Raw genomic sequence first — 20986 nt, 5'->3', positions numbered from 1 at the left:
AGACAATAGGAGCATAGAGTGAAATTAAGAATTTTTATTATATGGTTCATAAGTAGTACTGCTTTCGCAAGTGAACACCTTGAACCTGAGGACTCTCAGTTTTCGAGAGAGCTCTTTGGCGGATATACGCATCTTGTCTTAAGTTATCTTGGTTCAGCATATGAAGAAGATGTAATAGTAAGGCTTATTGGATTCCCTTCCTTTTCTCCTGAATACGTCTTGGGTATAAAGCAAAATGATAAAGAAAATTATATATTTTTTGAGTCCCCCAAAATGCAATTATGGGGATACCAAATGATGCCTTTGATGGAAGAAGGTTCTGTGAAGGTTATGAATGATGAGGGTGAATTCGTTAAAGATGAAGCAGGGCTTAAAGAACTAGAGTCCCAATACCCTAAATCTCCCCAAGAAATTCCACGAATAAGGTGTAAAAAAGAAATTCGTCAAGAGTTAGCAGATAAAATTCAGTATGTTTGGCAAGAAATGCTGTATGAAACAAGGTATCCACGAGATTTTTCTATGGGAGCAGACGGTCAAACTTACCACTTCTCAGCAAAAATGTTTGGAAACTTGAATTACGCTGGCAAGGTATGGTCACCTTCGCCAGAGAGCAAAACAGGTAAACTCGTTAGAATATCTGATTTAATGGTGGACTACTGTCTTGAAGGCAAGAGGAGAATTAGGAAAGAGCTAGAGAAAAAAGTAAGCACTTTTAAAGTAGAATTAGAAAACATTAACAAATCAATCCAACCGTCCGCTAACGCATCAGTTGATTGAAGTGTTTTAAGTATAAATAGGTGGGAAGATGTTACAGGCTGCAATAATTGCTTTGATATTGATAGGCATCTACAAGCTAATTGACAGAAACAAGGCACAAAGTAGTGATCCAGATATTGACTGGTGGGTTGCCTTTACCTTCGTTTTTGTACCTATGATTCTTATATTCATAATCAGCTTAGTTGTCATAGGAAATGCTTTTTCGGAGATCATTATTTTATCGGCCTATTCCTTATATTTTATTATTCCGTTTATCTATTTAAAGAAGATTCTAGGCTATTCAGCAAAAAAATCACTAAAGTATTCAGTATGGGCTCCAGTTACAGTGTTGGCTATCGAAATTCCATATACTTTGTTTTTCGGCCTACACAATGTTTAACAAGCTTGTGTTGTCGTCTCCGACTTGAACAGCCTACTGCATAGGTTCTCATAAAAAGGCGTTATGACCCATAGAAAATGAATATATTACCGGGTATTGGAATAGGTGAAATTAGGTACGGCATGATAGAGAAAGAAGTCATTTCTTTCTTGGGCAAGCCAGATCGAGTCGAGGAATCCGAGTATGTTGAAGGCAAAAGTGATTGGCATAGAGAATTATGGTATTCGCATAGAAATTTAACATTTACTTTCAATGATAATGATAAATTTCGCTTAGGAACAATAACAGTTATGGGAGCCGGATATTCATTATTTGAACAGCAACTATTCGGTTTAGGAATCAAAGAAATTTCAAGGTTAATAGCTAAACATACTGGAGAGATAGCAAAACTAGAAGACTGGTCTTCCGAAGAGCTTCCAGATCATAAATGCTTAATTCATGATGGTTTAGGTATAATGTTTTGGTTTGATTACACTTACCTTGCAGAAATGCAGTGTAGTTATCTATTTGAGCCAGACAACGAGACTGTTATATGGCCCGTAAAGTCATAACAAGTTTAGCCAGCATCGCCAAGCCAAAAAGTAACTGGGCTGGACCTTACTTCGTTCGGCCTATGCTAAAGGCGTTGAGCACCGACAATATACGGATCAATAATGAAGCCTGATGAAAGATGGAAAAAGATTCGCTCTAAAGGGTCGTTTCATTTTACTTTAACTAGAGGTTTATTTGGAGGCGGTTGTTTACTATTTGTTAATGGGTTTCTATCAAGGCAGATGATCCATAACCAACCCATTCTCACTATGGATGCATTTTGGTCATTAATAGGGTGTTTGGCTGTTGGGTTTCTCTTGGCAGGTGTAATCTGGTCTATTAATGAGTCAAGATACAATGGGCCCAGAATCTAGATCACATAGCCGGTAGTTTTTAGCTACCGGCCCCCACACCACCCATCGTGCGGGTTAGAGATGGGCAGCTCCCAATCAGCAATAAATCTCTACTCAACATTACTGTCGAGCAGCTCTTCATTTGAGTTGGAACAATCCTGGGGGCCCATAAATTGGGCACCTATGGCATATTGGTAGGTGAGTTCAACACTAACCCAATGATGGCATCCAGCAAGCAGGGGTAACTAGCAAAGGCACCCTATATCAAAACCACTACCTCGCCATGGTTTTGACATGGATGCTTTGGAAAATCCTTAACCACAGCGGGGCTATCAACGATCTCCTCTTCCGAGTGCCCGCTCCTTCTGTACACGTATAAATATTTCTTCACGGTGAATAGGTAGGGATTTGGGAGCAAGTATGCCTATCTTCACTTGATTACCTTTAACTTCCAGTACAGTAATTGAGACATTTGCTCCAATCCTTAAGTTTTGACCCGTCCGGCGCTTTAAGATCAACATTTTTGTTTCCTCTAAGACTCAAACCATTTGTAGGCCACCCTTAATAGAAGGCTTTGTAAGTAACTTTTTGAGGAAATATGAGGGGGTGCACGAGAACGGTAGGCATAGAAGAAGAAAAGGCGGACACTACGCTCCCAGAGTTTGGAGAACCTCTCCAAGCTGCTCAATATACTCCAGTTTATTGAAGACGAGCGGGTATCTAGCGTATGATGCATATAGCCAGTGCGTCCTGAGTATTTTTTTATTTTTTATTTTTATAAATAAAAAAAATACGTGCTATCCAGGAGATGGAGGTCGGCCCTCCGTTATCGCTTTGCAGGAAGTGATAACAAACCCCCTCAAGGTGATCGGAGTAAAGAGCTTTGGTTAGAAGCGCTTGAGGAAAAGGCGTACGAGATACGTCAGGTATGTTGTGTAGAGACGAATGCAAATGAACCACTGATGAGGTGTCGAAAGCGTATTACCAAGATGATGTCAAAACCCGTGCACTGGCTAAGTGCGGGGATAAGCTTGGAGGTTACCTGTTTACCGACCGAGTGGCATCCGGCATAGAGGTGGCGTGAACACACAACAGGCTTTTGGGTGGAACAGGAGAACCTGTCGTCCAGGTGTTAAGGAAGAGCGTCAAGTAGAGGCCCTGCAAGACGTTGAGTACCAAGACTGGTCACAGGGGCGGAACAACCCGTAGTAGTGGAGAAGCGGCTGTAATGGACGTGGAGCGAAGGGGTTGTCGTATTCGGCGACTAACCGTGTAATCAACCCAGATGGGGAGGAATTAACGATTAGCGCAAAGCCATTCAATATTCCCAAGCGAGCGGTTTGGGAAGCGTGGAAGCAGATCAAGGCCAATGGCGGCGGAGCGGGGATTGATGAGATAACGATAGAGCAATATGAATCGAATCTCGCCAAAAACCTGTACAAGCTATGGAATCGGATGTCATCTGGCAGCTATTTTCCATCAGCCGTCAAACGAGTGGATATTCCGAAACTCGATGGCAGCCTGCGACCACTGGGTATCCCCACAATCGAAGATCGCATTGCGCAAATGGTGGCTAAGCAACTGCTGGAGCCAGAATTGGAGAAGGTATTTCACCCTGACTCCTACGGCTATCGGCCAGGCAAATCTGCTATAGACGCAGTGCGCCGAGCTCGACAACGATGCTGGGATAGAATCTGGGTAGTTGATTTAGATATCAAGGGTTTCTTTGACAATATTAATCACGAACTCCTGCTGAAGGCATTAGATAAACATAATAATCATCAGTGGGTCAGACTCTATGTACAGCGCTGGTTAACGGCTCCAGTACAACATCGGGACGGACAGCTTGAAGAGCGAACACAAGGTACTCCACAAGGGGGTGTAATCAGCCCTCTACTGGCAAACTTGTTTTTGCACTACGCGCTGGACGCCTGGATGGTGAGAACGCACAGAGATATTCCTTTTGAGCGTTACGCGGATGATGCTGTTTACCATTGTCGTAATCCTCGAGAGGCGGATCGCTTACTGGCGGCTCTAAAAGCACGCTTGACTACCTGCGGGCTTGAGGCTCATCCAGAGAAAACGCGCAAGGTCTATTGCAAGAACAGTAATCGTAAAGACTCCCACCCAGTGATCCACTTTGACTTTCTGGGCTTTCGATTTGGTCCCAGAAAAGCAAGGAATCGCCAAGGACAGATCTTCACCGCATTTAGTCCTTCAATGAGCCCTAAGGCCTTCAAGAGGATTAAGGATAAGGTCAGGCAATGGCGAGTAATAAACTGGGTGGATCGATCACTATCTGAAATGGCAAAAGTACTTAATCCCGCAATACAGGGTTGGCTGAACTACTATGGTCACTTTGGGCGGAGATATGGTGTTTATCGACTTCAGAAGTATCTTGACCAAACACTGATGCGTTGGGCCAGGAAGAAGTTTAAGCATCTGAAGCGAAGCTGTTTCAAGAGTTGGGCCTTTATTGGAAAAGTTCGTCAACAAATGCGCGGCTTGTTTGCACACTGGAGAATGGGAAGATTGAAAATGTGCTGAATACGAAGAGCCGTATGAATTGAGAGGTTCACGTACGGTTCTGTGAGAGGTCGAAGGGGAAGTTCCTTTGGTCTACTCGACTTTTGATAGTTGCGTTATCAATTTGGTTAGCTGGCCCCTGGTGTTCGAGCACCTCGGGTCAGCGCCTTTTACTTGCTTTTACGTCACAATACCGCACTCCTTTGACAGGCTGATTTTTAGAAAATCATTGACTCGGGCAAACTTCTTTGTTAACTGGCGTTTTAAAAGGCGGACCTACGCCAACCAAAACACCAATAGATATCCATTGATTTTACGCAGCTTTGACACTAAAACAAACTTAATAAAATCCAATAAGATTATTTTTATGCCTATATTTTTTAATTTAGCGCATTAATTAATCTAAGTTACGCATAAAATTAACCACTTATGCTGGTGCCTCCATTAAGCTCACTCGAAAGAACTCAGAAGAATAGATCTTCAATACTGCTACTTACCGCAAGCCCCCTTCTGCCGGCAGTCAAAATTGCTTAGGTATTTTTAATATACTGTGAGGATTTTAGGTAATCAGTCTATTAGGAATAGCAATGGTGTTATTTTTATAACCCTTTAGAGTTTGGACTTTTTGATACGACAACCCCTATAAATTCACTTCATTCAAAGGGTGGAACTATAAATTCTAAATATTCGCAGTGCATCTCAAATAGTGAAGTCCAAGCGAGATATACGCGCAACGATTGAAATCGCTAGGGATGGGGTTGCAGAGCAATTGAGATATAATGCAACGATTTACGGCTAGCACTCTTATCAATTGATGACGCCAATCTGGTACCGCTCAATCAGATACAGCGAGCTGATATAAGTTCCTATGGAATCCCTGGCTTGTTTGTGTCGGAGCACGCCTGACTACTGCTAGCTTCTTCATTACCGCCAAGTGTGTCGGTCATTGTGGGAACCTAGGCTGCAATTGACCCTCTATTTGGTCTAGAATTGGCTCCTAAGGAAAGTGCATACCTTTGAACTGTTTGAGCTTGTGAATCAGCTCATATGGAAGAATCAAAGTGCTAATCTATCAATCAACTAACCGTGGGTGACAATAGAAATTGGTCTTATTTTTCGAGACAGGCCAAATAGTTAAGAGGAGTGGTTTACAATAAAGCCACCAGGCTATCTTACGCTGCGCTCAAAGCGACACGTTGTAGTAGCGTTACACAGACGAGGTTCAAGTGAATATATCTATAGCCGAGACAGATCAAGATATACTGGGTTGTTATGAGGTTTTATCTGAGCTCAGGCCACATATATCTAAAGATGATTTCTTGAAAAGGATCTTATCTTTAACTCACAACTGCGGGTATAAACTGGCCCGGCTAGACGATAACGGCATAAAAGCTGTAGCAGGTTACCGTATATCTGACTGGCTACATACAGGAAAGTATCTCGAAATTGAAGACCTTATAACCTCAGCAGAGAAAAGATCGAGTGATTATGGCGGAAAGCTTTTTGACTGGATTTTGGAGCAAGCAAAAATTGAGAACTGCAACCAGGTTCGCCTTGTTTCTGGTGTTCGACGCGAGCAAGCTCACAAATTCTATATAGAAAAAGGCATGGTATGGGAAGCAAAGTACTTTTCCATTAATGTTTAAATTCCATTGCCAAGCCAATAACCTAATCTCTACGTACTATCAATTTTACGTAGATAACAAAAAACCATCCCAATTAGGGGTGGTTATAGAGACGTTATACCTAAGACTTACCCACGCTTACGAACAACAAGGTGAAACTTATGTTGAATCCATTTCATCTCTCTTTCGTGGTTCCCGACAAAGAGGAAGCGAAGCGCTTTTATTTGGACATTTTGGGTTGCTCTATAGGCCGCGACAACCCCACCTGGTTCGACATTTTATTTTACGGTCATCAAATTACTATTCATCAAGCTTCCGATAAAATGCAGGCTTACCAAATTGACCATTTTGGGCCAATTTTAAGTAAAAAGGAATGGCTGTCCGTATTAGAAGTTTGTAAATCAAATGACATAGAGTTTGTGGCAAATAGCCTTATAAAAAACGAAGGCACTGAAGATGAGTCAGGCAAGTTTCTTATAAAAGATGCCAGTGGCAATACACTTGAATTTAAGTATTATATGAAATTTGAGCTTACAGTCGGGTAGCAACATATAAATAGGTTAGTCGGCATTAGCGGCTTCTATCGGCCAAAATAAAAGAATTTCTGCAACCAAGACCTTCGCCGGGTACTAATGATGGGGGCCAACCTACCCGTTTGTAGTAGAATTTTTCAACATCAAACTCAGATGAGCACAACCATATAAGCTGCTCTCTAGATTACCTATATAAATGGCACACAGGCATACCACCTGCGTAGCCGATAATGCAGCCATTAGTCCGATTAAACGAATGCCGGTTGCCTTCAATGCGGTATGGAATATTCAGTCAGATCGCCGGCCTCTGACCAATCGCGACTGGGCAACCTACTCCATCAATCTCATAAATCTACCTCGCTTTTGGCTACCGATATATTGATGGGAGACATGCGGAACTAGTAATAGCGGAACTGACCATTTTGCTCTATAGACTTATAAATTAGAATATGAGTAACTTAGGTTAGCGACTGCTTTTAAAGTTGTCCTATGAAATTCTAAGCTCTATATAGATTCTAGGGGCTCCCTAGGCTCATAATAAACATCACTGAATACTCTTGTTTATCAGAAATAAAATCACCGGTTAACTACGCAGTCTCTCTTTGTAAATTCGAATTTTATTTCTTGAGGCTCATTTCCAACAACTCTCAGTTGCTTGTATTTTGATCACCTTACTATCACCCCAGACAAGCTAAACCGTTAATTGGTGCGGATAATGTTCATATGAATGAACATAAAGCATGTTTTTTGGTCAGCTTGATTGTTTTTCACGCAGACATCTAACAACCAATAAACGGTTGTGATAGCATAAAATACAGGGATTTCATTCAGCTAAAGTAAAACAAATACGAGCTTTACAATTGGCACGATAACCTTAAGAAAACACCTTGCCGCCCCCTCTGAGCTATTGTGTCATAGCTTTACATTGATTTTGGAATAGTAATCCGGATAATGGCAGCCTGAGCAAGCACCAAATAAATTTTAAGTCTTCCATTTGAGACAGACTTAATTAAAAAGGAATATGTTGTGTATAAAATATTATCGCTAGTCCTGCTTATCTCCATGTCACAGATATCTGTTGCGGCGAATTATGAGCTAAAAATTGGAGATAGCTCATATGAAATATCTTTGAATGAAGAAATAGAGATTAGTGTTGGAGAAAAGCACATACCAATAAAGCTGACTCAAAAGGAAATACTTACATATACAACCGATAATTTCTCATTTGAACACCCAAGACAGTATTTACCTTCAAAGACTGACTTAGGAAGCGGCATTTTCCAAACAGCCATGATTACTCCACTTGGTAGCGCTGTCATGGTGCAAGAATATTTAAACTTAGACCCTACCGGTATTATCGATTTAATGGTTAATGAAATAACCAAGGAAGAACGAGAGTACGGCTACAAAATAGAATCTACTGAAACATCTGTAACACTATCTGATGGCAAGATATTAAATGGACAAGCCGTGACATCTAAGTACAAAGGCTCAGATATCAAAAGGTTCATTTATACATATAGCACCAAAGATTCCGGGCTGCTTATTTTAACTCAAGTTGATTATGAGTCTGAGCCAAATGCAGACATTTTTATCACAAACATAATTGACTCCCTTAAAATCACAATGAAGTGATTGCTTACCAATAAAACAAGCAAGGAATCTTCGGGGCTGAATCTTTTATATAAACCTCTCCCATTGCAAGGGACACCAAAGTCAAACTGACGAGGTGTCCTATAACAAAACACAACAACCCAAAAAAGATGTCGCAGCATTCAAATAAACCAGTAATGAATTTATTATCCTCACCACCCTGCTGGCAATGCTTGGTTTGTTGGCTATCCGGTTTGTTAACCCAGAGATGCTAAATCTGCCTATTTTAATACTCGGGTAGGTACCTTTTTACTTGGCTGCGCATTTTGTTATTTCACTCTAAATGGGTTCAAGACAGCCATAGATAAAGATGAGCTGGGCCCAAACAGAGTTGCAGGTATTTTTCGTGCTCCCTATATTTCGCTGCAGCTTTATTTCTATTTTACATGACCGCAAGCGGGGGAATTAATGCATAAGAAAAGATTATTAGTTTCCCCATCACAGGTGAGTACAAGGCAGTTAAAATGAGCAACCAGAGAATTCCTGACAGAAATAAGAGCCCCTACGGCTGGTGGGTCGCAACAATTATAGAGAGGTTTCAATTTGACGATGAGGAGATCGACAATATGCGTCGGCGCTGTCGGACATTCTCAAATGTTGTGATACTAAAGGCTGATGATAGAGAGCAAGCTTACCAGAAAGCCATTCAGTACGGGAAGTCCGGCATCGAGGACAAAAGCGACTGGACAAATGATAAAGGGCGTAGAGGTCGATGGATTTTTGAGGGGTTAAGCAGTCTTATTCCCATCTATGATGAACTTGATCCTGAAGGCACTGAAATCCTGTTTGACGATGATAATGGGATTACAGTTGGCAGAGTTAAATCTTGGGTTCGAAGCAAGGAAGAGCTTGAGGCATTTGATGATGCCGAATGAGAAATTCAAGTACTTTATCAGCCCCTTTAAAGACTAGACTTCCCCTCTTTTCTCTCGATAACTATAGAATAGTCCAACCAAATTTAGCTGGGTGATATGTAATATCCAATAGCCCTAGGAGTAATTAATGCAAACAAATCGACTCCTCTATTGATAAATAAAGTCGCTCTTAATCTATACAGATTTCTGTTGAGGTATCTCTACTATGCTTAGTCCGAAATTCTCGTGGAGATTGTCCAGTCCATTTTTTAAAGCTTCTGGAAAAACTACTGGTATCACCGAATCCTAGTTTGTAGGCAATTGACGTGATCGGGGTATCGTTTTGCTTAAGGTACTGCACAGCCTGATACTGGCGTATTTCATCTAGCACAGCCTGATAACTGGAACCTCTTTCTTTTAGCTTTCTATGCAAACCACGGCTACTAATACCAAGCTCCTTGGCCACGACCTCTTGTGAAAAATTACCTGTAACCATCAGATCAACAAGCACTCTACTGGTCATGCTAACTATGTCATTCTTCTGCAAACGCTCCAAGTAACCAATTAGGGCTTGCTCGTTGACCCTGACCAGCTCATCGTTTCCCGAAGAGAGCTTTCGATCAACAAACTCTTGTTTAAATCTAATCTCACAAGTGTCCGCCGAAAAGTTAATTGGGCACTTATACATCAATTGATGCCGCTCAAGAGTGATAGGTCTGGGCCTCTCCAGATTAATAGAAATCAAATGACGATGCACATCAGGGCATATCTTTCTGATGGACTTTATTAGCAAAGCCATAAAGGCATCTATAGCGTGAATACTTGGATCATATGGAAAATTGTCAACTTTTTCCCAGGATACTACTACTTGTTGCCGCTCATCATGAACATTGATTCGCATAGCGGTGGTAACCACCTCTGAGAATCGAGCAGATCTTAGTAAACTTTCCCTGATGGAGCTACTGGCCAAGTGGGCATAGCTTAGAGCGTGAAGGTTTGTATGATTGACATACTTAGTGACTTGCAGGCCGATACAATCATCACCTGATATAGATTCAGCGAGTCCCCATAGTTTTTTCATATTCTCCAAAGGAATTCTCTGGTTCGCATCTACTATGCATTTAGGGTCAATTTCTGCACGCTGCAAAATTTCTTGGGTAGAACAGAATGGTTTTAGGGCCTCAATAATAGGTAATACCCAAGTTGCAATGGTCGTGTGTCCATACTCAGCCATCTACAAGTGTGTCCTAATTGGTCAAGAGATTGGCTTTATTTGCAAAGAAACCTAAAAGCCAAATGATTAGCATCTAATCAATCACTTCCTTATTTACCAAGATTATCCTAACGATCCTGACATGTTAAGAGGATCTAGTCGCCTAAAAGATAGCCAGCCGACGCTGGTAATTGGAAATATGAAAAATCCCATAAAAAGAATAGCACGTCTGGTAGGGGTTACATTATCCATCACTCACCTAAGTGTTACTGCTAGTGAGCCCACTCAGGTTTTCTGGGGAGATATGCACCTTCATACCTCCTACTCATTCGATGCCTTCTTAAGCCAAAATTATTCGGCAACTCCAGACACTGCTTATCGCTGGGCCAAGGGACAGCCGGTTATTCACCCCTACACTCATGCGAAAGTACGTATAGACACCCCCCTGGATTTTCTCGTGGTTTCAGATCACGCTGAAGGGCTGGGTGTTATGAGGGCAGTGGTGAATAAGACAGATGAGCTAGACAGCGATATGTCCTTATACCAGTCGATGATGCGCTGGTTTGCCAAGCAGCATATCCGATATAAAGTATCTATGAATGAAGGTATGGATATTTTCAATGAGTTACTGCCCGCTAAGGCTCTCGGCACAGTAGCTCCCACCGACCCTGTCCAGGACCCGGCTAACAAGTTCCCAGAGCCGGTTCTTGGTGATTTGGATAAAACCCGGACAAGTGCATGGAGCGCAATAGTCGATGCTGCAGAGCGCCATAACAACCCAGGCACCTTTACCAGTTTTATTGGCTGGGAATGGAGCTCAACCCCAACAGGGGCCAACTTACACCGGGTTGTGGTCTCCCCTGATGGGGCGGATAAAGCTAAGCAGTATCTTCCTTTTGGGGCTGATCAGAGCCAGTACCCAGAAGATTTGTGGTACTGGTTAGATGAGACATCTAAACGAACTGGCAGTGAATTCATTGCGATTCCCCACAACTCCAATGTATCCAAAGGCTATATGTTTGCAGAAACCACTCTGCGTGGTGAGCCAATTGATATCCAGTATGCACGTACACGCATGCGCTGGGAGCCCCTGGTTGAAATAACGCAAATTAAGGGGGACTCAGAAACCCATTCAACGCTTTCCCCGGACGATCCTTTTGCCGACTTTGAGAATTATCCATTTTACCTACAAGCTGACCCAGAGTCGTACCGTGTTGCCAAAGGTGACTTCGTCCGATCGGCCTTGCGCTCTGGGCTGGAAATACAGAAAAAAATTGGTGTAAACCCTTATAAGCTGGGGTTCATAGGGTCCACAGATTCACACACTGGTATGTCAACTGCGGAGGAGAACAACTTTTGGGGCAAGTTTGCCCACGACTCAGTACCAAGCAGCAAGCGAACTAACACTGTCATTGGCGGAACCAAGGCTACAGGTTGGAACATGTCCGCTTCTGGACTCGCCGCCGCTTGGGCAGAAGAAAATACCAGAGAAAGCCTTTTCGCTGCATTTAAACGTCGTGAGGTATACGCCACTACAGGCCCTCGAATTCAGGTGCGCGTCTTTGCAGGCTGGAATTTTCCGAAACACGCTATCGATGCTGAAAATATTGCTGAACTAGGTTATTCTCATGGAGTACCTATGGGGGGTGATTTAGTCAAACCACAAGGAACTGACCAGCCAATTCAGCTACTTATACGCGCGACAAAAGATCCCAAAGGAGCAAATCTGGATCGAATCCAGGTGGTAAAATCTTGGTTGGACGCAGCGGGAAAAAGTCATGAGAAAGTAATTAATGTTGCTTGGTCTGGGGAGCGCACTCTTAATAACCAAGGCCAGTTAAAGCCAGTGGGTGATACCGTGAGTCGAGAAACGGGGCAATACACTAACAATATTGGTTCTATTGAGTTATCGACCTTGTGGCAGGATCCAAGCTTTAATGTAAACGAAAGAGCATTTTACTATGTTCGGGTATTACAAATCCCTACTCCTCGCCATTCACTTTACGATGCAGTGGCCGTAAAAGAAATTAACAACGGAAATATTCAGATACCCTCTGAAGGACCTGCTGTTATCCAGGAGCGCGCTTATACATCCCCAATTTGGTATACCCCCTGATACCGATAGGATACCTCGACGCTACAGCAAGCAAATAGCATATCTAAAAAAGTAGCTTGCATACTGATATCAATACTCTCTGCAGGTTTCAATGGAGGAAGCTTCATGCAGCGGAAATTAGAGATTCTGAAAAGGGAGCCTCTGGTACACTTTTCTATTGTCGCTTTAGTACTATTCATTGTCGCAGAGTTGTTAATAGAGGAAAATGGAACCAACTATGAAGATACCTTGCTTATCAGCGAGGACATACTAATTGAGCACCTTCAATTCCAGAAAAAAACATTTGATCAAAATTTTGCACGACGTTATTGGGAGGGCTTGACTCAGCCAGAAAAGTCCAACCTGATTAATGATTACATTAAAGAAGAAGTACTTTACCGAGAAGCCCTTAATCTAGGCCTACAGAAGCATGATCAGATTATACGACGGCGCCTTATTCAAAAGCTGGACTATGTAAATGGTGGCTTTTCCAGTAACACTGACATTAGTGAAGAAGACTTGGAAAACTACTTCCAGCTTCATCACGAAAAATATCGAATTGAAGCATCTATTACCTTCACTCATGTTTTCTTTGATTTTAGACGTCATCCTAAGGACAAGTTAGAGAAGACTGTTAAACAGAGCTTGAACCACTTAATAAAGCAGTCAGTTCCATTCGAGGAATCCGCCTTCTACGGAGACAGATTCATCTTTCACCGGAATTATGTAGATCGCACTCCCCGTCTAGTAGCCAGCCATTTTGGAGATAACTTGGCAGAAAGCATCTTTCAGCTACCCTTGAACACCTGGTCCGGTCCGTTTGAATCTTCGTATGGTCTACATCTGATTTTGGTTAGTGAAAACAAGACAAGCCGCCTACCTAACTTTAGAGAAGCCTCCCCTTTAGTGCTTGAGGATTATCGACGGGAAAAAATGGAGGAAAACAGACAACTTAGGATACAAGAGCTGTTGGCAGGATACAGAATAGAGAGGGATGCCTCAATACCATATGTACCTGTAGATATCACCTATGCCAACTAAAAATTCCTACAAGATCATCAAAGCCCTTCTATTCTTATTGTTACTTACAACAATTAGTAATTTTAGTTTCGCTCATGATGGAAGACCGATATACATTGAGTTAAAAGAGGTCGCAGAAAGTAGATATATCCTTCGATGGAAAGTCCCGCCTATCATGCAGCCAGGCACTGAACCTGAGATACACTTAAAGGGCGAATTCTGCCAAATACAACCAGAGATAACAGGGCCTGCCGGACCCAACGTGAAGAGTTACCTATGCAGGAACCCCCACCCAAACAATTTTACAAGGCTATATAATCCCCTAACAATAAAAATCACATACCCCATTGCCAATCCAGCCTTATCGAGCTTAATTCACTTTGAAAAATCAGACGGTGACACTATTAATCTCTTTAATGGCCCCAAGGTCTTAGAGATAAATTTACCTTCCCGCCTAACTATTTGGGATTTTGTCAAACAATATATTGAAGCAGGTTTCTTACATATATTGGAGGGCTATGATCACTTACTATTCGTGTTATGTTTAGTCTTTATCGCCAGAAATTTTAGAAGCACTTTAATAGCGATTAGCGGATTTACGTTAGGCCACTCCCTCACCCTGGGACTCGCAAGTTTAGATTTATTCACCATAAGAGTAGATGTTGTTGAAGTGTTGATCCCATTGAGTATTATGCTGTTAGCCGCAGAAATTGTATACGCGCATAATGGACAGAGTAAAACGAGTTTAACCCGACGCTATCCTGCGATTGTTGCCAGTGGCTTTGGATTACTTCATGGATTTGGTTTTGCCAGTGCGCTAGCGGAATTAGGCCTTCCTCACAGCAATAAAATCACCGCATTATTTAGCTTTAATATAGGTGTAGAACTGGGGCAGATATTATTTGTCTTGGTTTTGATCTTCGTAACATCTATAGTTCAGCGGATATTCTCGAAGTGGAAGATCTCAATTTTGTATCAACACTTTCTAACACAATCAAAATACGCTATTTATCCAGTTGGAGTAGTCAGCGGGTATTGGGTAATTGAAAGGACCGTTGGGCTAATTTCCTAAACAAACAAAGCTTGAATCACAAAAGCTGCTTCAAGACTTACAATCTGCTATCCTCACGCAATCACACAGATCACGGCCTGCAGTAGAGGCCAGATACAAGTATGAATTGACCTCCACTCAATAGAAATTTGTCTAGCTTTGTTAGCCCACACCAAAGTCAGATACAGGCCTTTGTAGAGTTGGAGCAGTTTTCATTACCAAATCTATCACCACTGAAAATAAAGATGTTAAATTTTAGGACAGCACTTATAGAAGACCTTCCTGATTTACTTAAGTTGGAACAGTGTCTTATCGAAGCCGAAAGGCCATACAATTCATCCATTAAAGCTGAATCAGCATTCTATTATGATATAGAAAAGTTGATACTATCTGATGACTCATATCTTCTGGTAGTTGAAATCGAAGGTGAGGTTATTGGAACGGGATATGCCCAGATTCGAAGCTCAAAAATATCTCTTGATCATGAGCGGCATGCTTATCTGGGATTTATGTATGTATCACCAGCGCACCGAGGAAAGGGCATTAACTCAAAGCTAATAGAAAAATTAATTGCATGGGGTAAACAGAATGGAGTTCAAGATTTCTACCTTGATGTTTACTCTCAAAATAGCTCAGCGATAAAAGCCTATGAAAAAGTTGGCTTCCAACCATCACTTATGGAAATGAAGTTAAATCTTAAATAGAAAGTTCACAGCTTATAAACCCAGGTGATGCCGATGCCCTTGGCTCACCTGATTTACACCAGGCGATTTCAAAGAGTGTTATTAAAAAAGCCTTAGCCAATATACTTCGATCTAAATACCTGCCTGCAAGATTTATAATCAACTTGATATGGCGGGGTAATTCCCCATCTTAGTAGCGGCTTAATCAGGCTCAGAATCAGATTCCACTTTAGAAAGAGTCAAGAGCAAATCAAGCTGTCAAATTATCTATTCCATTATATTTTATGGCGTAAATTTGTCTTCACTAATTACACGCTTTATCACCCATAAATTATCCCGCCAAAATTTCGCCATTCATCACACTTTTAGTGAGAAAGAACGCATAGTTACCACACTCATAAACGGTTGTGCGCCATAACTTTAGTATTAGAAATACGCACAACCAAAATAATGACATCTATCTAAAAATAAGCCGGAGTCCAAGTGCGCCAGCATAAATGATTTATTGCAGGCGTATTTTTTATAGGTCTACTGCGCTTGTCCGACAGATAACAAAAATGGATTTTGTTCGGGAGATTATGACCATGCGTCTACCTTCGCTTATTGCGATACTATTTTCATTGGTGCTTTTAAGTGCCTGCGGTTCTGATGGAGGCCGGGGCGATGCCGCCGATGACTTGCTCCCGCCCCCTGGCGTCACAGACTCAGATGGTGACGGTATCGATGATGATAATGACAATTGTCCGAGTGTTAGTAATTCAGACCAGGATGATTTAGATAGCGACGGCAGCGGTGATGCCTGTGATACTGATGACGATGGCGACTCCCACCCAGACACTTCAGACAACTGCCCACAAACCCCGAATTCGGACCAAGCCGACAGTGATAGCGACGGCATAGGCAATGCCTGTGACAGCGACCTGGATGGCGACAACGTCCCCAACGAGTCTGACAACTGCCCTGCTGATTCAAATAGTGAGCAGGGTGATATCGATGGCGACGGCGTCGGGGATGTGTGCGACAACGACCGCGACGGGGACAATTACACCGACAGCTTGGATAACTGTCCGGACGTAGCCAACCCAGACCAATCAGATCAGGACAATGACGGTATCGGCGACGCCTGTGACGAAGATAGCGATACTGACAATGACGGCCACGACGATGGCCAGGATAACTGCCCAGCCGTATCCAACCCAGACCAAGCCGACCTTGACGGAGACGGCATTGGCGATGCCTGCGACAGCGATGACGACGGTGATGGCGTAGACGATCAAGACGACAACTGCCCAACCGCAGCCAACTCCTCACAAACCGACCAGGATGGCGATGGTATAGGTGATGCCTGTGATGACGATGCGGACAGTGACGGCATCGATAACGAAGATGACAACTGCCCATCCATCCACAACCCAAGCCAAGACGATAACGACGGAGATGGCATTGGCGACGCCTGTGACAGCGACGACGACAATGACTCTGTCGATGATGAGGCCGACAACTGCCCCAGCCATAGCAATACCGACCAAAGTGATATCGACGAAGACGGTATCGGCGATGCCTGTGATAGCGACCAGGATGGTGATGGTATTGATAACGACGATGACAACTGCCCTGCTACCGCCAATTCAGACCAAAGCGATATCGATAGTGACGGGCAAGGCGATAGCTGTGACAGTGACGATGACGGCGACGGTATAGATGATAGTAATGACAACTGTCCGGCCGTTGCTAACGATGATCAAACCGATACCGACGGCGACGGCACTGGCGATGCCTGCGACAGCGATCGCGATGATGACGGCGTTGAAAATGAAAATGACAACTGCCCGCTGGTACCCAACGCAGATCAAACAGATACAGATGGTGATGGTTACGGAGATGCCTGCGATGACAACACCGATGTCGACGGCGATCAGGTACCTGACAGCGTCGACAACTGTGTACTCATCCCCAACACCGATCAAACTGATCAGGATGGAGATGGTGTCGGGGATGCCTGCGATAGCGACCTGGATGGAGACGGCACCGATAACGATACCGACAATTGCCCATCGATACCCAACTCAGACCAACTCGATACTGACGGGGATGGCAGTGGCGATATCTGTGATAGCGACGACGACAACGACGGCGTCGATGACGTAGCCGACAACTGCCCTACTGAATCCAATAGTAATCAAGCAGATACTGACGGGGATTCAGTCGGTGATGCCTGTGATCCAGACCTTGATGGCGATGGTATCTTCAATGACGACGATAACTGCCCCTACGTCAGCAATACACTACAGGAAGACAGTGATAACGACGGAATCGGCGATGCCTGCGACGGCGACAACGATAACGACGGCGTAGATAACGCTAACGATAATTGCCCGGATACTGCCAACAGCGATCAGTCGGATATCGATCAGGATGGCGTTGGTGATGTCTGTGACAGCGACCGAGATGGTGACACAGTCCCGGACACTTCCGACAACTGCCCGGCTATTCCAAATGATGATCAAGCCGATCAGGACGGTGACGGCATCGGCGACGCTTGTGATGATGACAGTGACACCGACAATGATGGCCACGACGACGGTGAAGACAATTGCCCAGCCATTCCCAACCCGAATCAAACGGACACAGATGGCGACGGTGTCGGCGATGAGTGTGATAGCGATGCCGATGGCGATGGCACAGACAACACCGATGACAACTGTCCACTAACGCCAAACGACCAAACTGATACTGACGGTGACGGTCTTGGGGATGCCTGTGACGAAGACCTGGATGGTGACGGCGTTAATGATGACGTCGACAACTGCCCAATGATTCCGAATCCAGGGCAAGAAGACGGCGATAACGACGGTGCCGGAGATCTCTGCGATAACGACCGCGACGATGACGGTCTTGATGATACCGTCGACAACTGCCCCGCGATTCCAAATCCAAACCAAACCGATACTGATGGTGATGGAGTGGGAGATGTTTGCGATGCAGACCTGGATGGGGACGAGGTAGAAAACGATCTCGATAACTGTCCCCAGACTCACAATCCCGAGCAGGAGGACTCCGATAACGATGGTATCGGCGACGCCTGCGACCTCGAATCAGGCCTGTCCTGTGCAGCGTTTGAAGACTTGGAGATCGTTAACGGTGTAGATGCAGACCTGACCTACGGTATCGAACAGCCCTGTGATGGGTGCTCTATTACTGCAGTAGAAAGGGTATTTAACGGTGTCCTATCTGATGCAGCCAGAATGGAAGTTGTCAGCGGTGCGGGCGGCTCTGCCCATATTCAAATCAACCACCACTCGGTTAAAGAGGGACGCCATGTGGTCGGTTTCCTGGTAGAGCACACCACACCACTGCTGGATATCATCTACCTGAACACCATCACAATCAGCACTTACCTGGATGGAGTAGCTACAGGGGAGTCCACCAGCGGATATCGTCTGGCCCCATTCAAAGTCAACGGTGCACGTAATCACCGCCTGCTATTAGTCACCACCAATAGTGATTTTGATCAGGTCAGGCTATCTTTGAGCGGCTTGAGCTTTATAAACAACCAACTGGATGTTTACCTGGCCTGCTCAAAACCTGTGAGCCAGCCATAACTAAAAGAAGAAATAAAAAGCCCCGGTACGCCGGGGCTTTTTATTTACAATTAAATTGAAAGGAATAAAGCACATAAAGAAAACCAATTCCAACCTTTAAAACAATAAAGAACGCAAGCTAAAGAACTTATTTACCCCCCACCTATTCCCCATACACCAAAAATTACAAAATCAAAAACCCTAAAAAATAAAACTTTTTTAAACATTCAAGATAGGTCTGATCAAATTGACAGCGGAGCGCCTTATAGTTACTGACCAGTAAGTTAACTATATATTGGCCGGCTTATTTTTTAGCCATAGTTGACAATTAAACTTATAGTCACTCGAACGCCTCTCAGAAACCATTCCAGTTGCAATTAGACTTTAGAAAAAATATGGGCTTGCCATTATCAATAACATGCAGATGTATCTGTACATTCGGAGGTGAAGTACTTGACGAGGAACCCCATGGTTTTTTTAATGATTAGCCAACGTCATCAAGTGACTTCCCCGTCATTTCTATCCGGTACTTCCAGGTTATCATTGCGCCAATCAAGGAAGTCACGGCTAGCGCACTAAGCAACATACTTGCGCCAATGTCGCTAAGTAAAATTGGAAAAAAAAATGCGATTGCGACACCCCCGAACTTTGAGATGGATGCGGCTAATCCCGCACCAGCACCACGATAGCGGGTCGGGAATACCTCCCCAGCGATTAGATAAGTCTGAGAATTTGGCCCCAAATTATTCATCAAGTTGAACAACATAATTCCCCCAAAAATGAATGGTAACTGCTGGCTAGTATTTAAAGATTCTCCATAGGCGGCAATAAGAAGGCCGAGTGCACAACCAAGGAAGCCAAGAACTTGCAATCGGATACGCCCCACCCTATCCACAAATATAATTGCTAGAATAACGCCAACTACCAGCATTACATCGATTAATGCTGCCCCTTTCGCCGCCTCGACTTTGTTATGGATTAGTTCCGAAATGGAGCGTGCATGGGGTAACGCATATCCCAACACATTCGCTAAAATTACTGGCGTGAAGATACCAACGCCATAGGTTCCCAAATCCTGCAAAAACCAGGGAATAGAAGAGAGTTTGATTGCTTTTCGAGAATTCTTATCCTGAAGTAAATGCTTAATACTCGATAGTTCACCTATCTTTTTCTCATTCGTCTCCGCTGTGGCAACATTCTTCAATAAGAATCTGGACGGGTATGGCGGATCTCTTTTCAACAGTTGGCTGATAGATTTCTCCGCCTCAGGCATGCGACCTTTAGCCAGAAGCCACATCGCACTCTCTGGAATATAGAAACGTCCAACCGTGATCAAAATCGCTGGAACAATCGCCGCAGCATACATATACCGCCAAGCTTCCAGGGAGGGATACCAAGAGAGGATCAAAAATGCGAGACCTGTACCCACCAAAATTCCAACAGCCTGAAAACTAAAGGCTCCGAGAACTAGCCTGCCCCGCATCTGTGATGCCATACTTTCAGAGATCATCATGTGAGCAGTGGGATAATCACATCCAAGCGCCAATCCCAGGCCAAATAATGAAATAACAATCACGAGAAAAGAGTCTGCGAAAGTCAATATCACCAGGAAAAAGATAAACATGATCATCTCAGCGATGAACATTTTCCGCCGGCCATAATGATCGCTGAGCCCTCCTAGGGTTATCGCTCCAACCAGAATTCCAAACAATGTCGCCGATGTCACAAAGCCCATACTAAAGGCGGTCAAACCAAATTCTTTAGCAATTAAAATGTGGGATACCCCAGTCATGAAGACGATCATTCCCTCGAAAAATTTACCAGCTGTCGCAAGCCACCAAATTCGCCACTGCATTGGCGTAAAAATATTCTGCGGAATCGAGGTTCCATCACACCAAACGGGAGTTTCGTCAATGTAATAGTCAGCCGAATGGTGTTCGCTGAACCGGGCATTTTCAGTCAATGGCGGATTTGGAGTGCCATCGGGCTCATTTTTCTCCATAACTACTTCTTTAAATACCCCAGTGAATTATGGCGAACACTAGCATAAAGTGATGACAACTAAGTGATCGAAATATCAGCATTAAGAAAGATTCGAAACCATGGTCTGTT

Annotated in this window: 16 protein-coding genes; 13 read left to right on the top strand and 3 right to left on the bottom strand. The window is 43.6% G+C overall.

Features of this window, described 5'->3' with window-relative positions:
* Positions 1-18: 18 nt before the first annotated feature.
* The 3 genes from ACJJI1_RS14225 (at position 19) to ACJJI1_RS14215 (ending at position 1707) form a co-directional block, all read left to right on the top strand.
* Positions 19-777 carry a hypothetical protein gene (locus ACJJI1_RS14225; protein ID WP_444942389.1) on the top strand — a complete coding sequence of 253 codons (759 nt, stop codon included), beginning with the start codon at positions 19-21 and terminating at the stop codon, positions 775-777.
* 28 nt (positions 778-805) lie between these two features.
* Positions 806-1156 carry a hypothetical protein gene (locus ACJJI1_RS14220; RefSeq protein ID WP_444957066.1) on the top strand — a complete coding sequence of 117 codons (351 nt, stop codon included), beginning with the start codon at positions 806-808 and terminating at the stop codon, positions 1154-1156.
* 77 nt (positions 1157-1233) lie between these two features.
* Positions 1234-1707 carry a hypothetical protein gene (locus ACJJI1_RS14215; RefSeq protein WP_444957065.1) on the top strand — a complete coding sequence of 158 codons (474 nt, stop codon included), beginning with the start codon at positions 1234-1236 and terminating at the stop codon, positions 1705-1707.
* A 665-nt stretch (positions 1708-2372) separates the two neighbouring features.
* On the opposite strand, the gene csrA is transcribed toward ACJJI1_RS14215, so the two are convergent.
* Positions 2373-2561: a carbon storage regulator CsrA gene (gene csrA / locus ACJJI1_RS14210; protein ID WP_444894599.1), complete on the bottom strand. Its 189-nt coding sequence runs from the start codon at positions 2559-2561 to the stop codon at positions 2373-2375.
* Between the two features lie 727 nt (positions 2562-3288).
* On the opposite strand from csrA, the gene ltrA reads away from it, so the two are divergent.
* From ltrA to ACJJI1_RS14185, 5 genes are all read left to right on the top strand, one after another.
* Positions 3289-4587 carry a group II intron reverse transcriptase/maturase gene (ltrA, locus tag ACJJI1_RS14205; RefSeq protein WP_282931929.1) on the top strand — a complete coding sequence of 433 codons (1299 nt, stop codon included), beginning with the start codon at positions 3289-3291 and terminating at the stop codon, positions 4585-4587.
* A gap of 1205 nt (positions 4588-5792) precedes the next feature.
* Entirely contained in the window at positions 5793-6212 is a 420-nt protein-coding gene (locus ACJJI1_RS14200) for a GNAT family N-acetyltransferase (protein WP_444957064.1), read from the top strand.
* Positions 6213-6352: 140 nt separating this feature from the next.
* Complete coding sequence (locus tag ACJJI1_RS14195) at positions 6353-6736, top strand: hypothetical protein (protein WP_444957063.1); 384 nt, start codon at positions 6353-6355, stop codon at positions 6734-6736.
* Positions 6737-7750: 1014 nt separating this feature from the next.
* Entirely contained in the window at positions 7751-8359 is a 609-nt protein-coding gene (locus ACJJI1_RS14190) for a hypothetical protein (protein WP_444957062.1), read from the top strand.
* 482 nt (positions 8360-8841) lie between these two features.
* Positions 8842-9252 carry a DUF4288 domain-containing protein gene (locus ACJJI1_RS14185; protein WP_444957061.1) on the top strand — a complete coding sequence of 137 codons (411 nt, stop codon included), beginning with the start codon at positions 8842-8844 and terminating at the stop codon, positions 9250-9252.
* Positions 9253-9421: 169 nt separating this feature from the next.
* Here the strand turns inward: ACJJI1_RS14185 and ACJJI1_RS14180 are convergent, their stop codons facing one another.
* The gene (locus ACJJI1_RS14180) at positions 9422-10465 is read right to left on the bottom strand and encodes an AraC family transcriptional regulator (protein WP_444957060.1); all 1044 of its coding nucleotides are present in this window, start codon (positions 10463-10465) and stop codon (positions 9422-9424) included.
* Positions 10466-10643: 178 nt separating this feature from the next.
* On the opposite strand from ACJJI1_RS14180, the gene ACJJI1_RS14175 reads away from it, so the two are divergent.
* From ACJJI1_RS14175 to ACJJI1_RS14155, 5 genes are all read left to right on the top strand, one after another.
* On the top strand, positions 10644-12560 hold the full coding sequence (locus ACJJI1_RS14175) for a DUF3604 domain-containing protein (protein ID WP_444957059.1): 1917 nt from the start codon (positions 10644-10646) through the stop codon (positions 12558-12560).
* A 105-nt stretch (positions 12561-12665) separates the two neighbouring features.
* Positions 12666-13580 (top strand): peptidylprolyl isomerase, encoded by a 915-nt coding sequence (locus tag ACJJI1_RS14170; protein WP_444957058.1) that lies wholly within the window; start codon positions 12666-12668, stop codon positions 13578-13580.
* Positions 13570-14631, top strand: a complete 1062-nt coding sequence (locus ACJJI1_RS14165) for a HupE/UreJ family protein (protein ID WP_444957057.1) — start codon at positions 13570-13572, stop codon at positions 14629-14631. Before ACJJI1_RS14170 ends, ACJJI1_RS14165 begins: the two co-directional genes overlap by 11 nt.
* A 179-nt stretch (positions 14632-14810) precedes the next feature.
* Positions 14811-15314 carry a GNAT family N-acetyltransferase gene (locus tag ACJJI1_RS14160; RefSeq protein WP_444957056.1) on the top strand — a complete coding sequence of 168 codons (504 nt, stop codon included), beginning with the start codon at positions 14811-14813 and terminating at the stop codon, positions 15312-15314.
* Positions 15315-15850: 536 nt separating this feature from the next.
* The gene (locus ACJJI1_RS14155) at positions 15851-18895 is read left to right on the top strand and encodes a thrombospondin type 3 repeat-containing protein (protein WP_444957055.1); all 3045 of its coding nucleotides are present in this window, start codon (positions 15851-15853) and stop codon (positions 18893-18895) included.
* A gap of 463 nt (positions 18896-19358) precedes the next feature.
* Here ACJJI1_RS14155 and ACJJI1_RS14150 read toward each other — a convergent pair whose 3' ends face one another.
* The gene (locus ACJJI1_RS14150; protein ID WP_444957054.1) at positions 19359-20876 is read right to left on the bottom strand and encodes an MFS transporter; all 1518 of its coding nucleotides are present in this window, start codon (positions 20874-20876) and stop codon (positions 19359-19361) included.
* Positions 20877-20986 lie beyond the last annotated feature (110 nt).

Source organism: Microbulbifer maximicatervae (SeqCode) (assembly GCF_052467065.1).
The sequence above is the reverse complement of the archived record's forward strand: the minus strand, read 5'-3'. Positions and strand labels throughout refer to the sequence as shown.

Coding starts and splice junctions, on each gene's coding strand:
- ACJJI1_RS14165 (WP_444957057.1), top strand. CDS start 13,570: ATGCCAACTAAAAATTCCTACAAGATCATCAAAGCCCTTCTATTCTTA.
- ACJJI1_RS14220 (WP_444957066.1), top strand. CDS start 806: ATGTTACAGGCTGCAATAATTGCTTTGATATTGATAGGCATCTACAAG.
- ACJJI1_RS14170 (WP_444957058.1), top strand. CDS start 12,666: ATGCAGCGGAAATTAGAGATTCTGAAAAGGGAGCCTCTGGTACACTTT.
- ACJJI1_RS14215 (WP_444957065.1), top strand. CDS start 1,234: ATGAATATATTACCGGGTATTGGAATAGGTGAAATTAGGTACGGCATG.
- ACJJI1_RS14150 (WP_444957054.1), bottom strand. CDS start 20,876: ATGGAGAAAAATGAGCCCGATGGCACTCCAAATCCGCCATTGACTGAA.
- ACJJI1_RS14175 (WP_444957059.1), top strand. CDS start 10,644: ATGAAAAATCCCATAAAAAGAATAGCACGTCTGGTAGGGGTTACATTA.
- ACJJI1_RS14155 (WP_444957055.1), top strand. CDS start 15,851: ATGGATTTTGTTCGGGAGATTATGACCATGCGTCTACCTTCGCTTATT.
- ACJJI1_RS14180 (WP_444957060.1), bottom strand. CDS start 10,465: ATGGCTGAGTATGGACACACGACCATTGCAACTTGGGTATTACCTATT.
- ACJJI1_RS14185 (WP_444957061.1), top strand. CDS start 8,842: ATGAGCAACCAGAGAATTCCTGACAGAAATAAGAGCCCCTACGGCTGG.
- ACJJI1_RS14195 (WP_444957063.1), top strand. CDS start 6,353: ATGTTGAATCCATTTCATCTCTCTTTCGTGGTTCCCGACAAAGAGGAA.
- csrA (WP_444894599.1), bottom strand. CDS start 2,561: ATGTTGATCTTAAAGCGCCGGACGGGTCAAAACTTAAGGATTGGAGCA.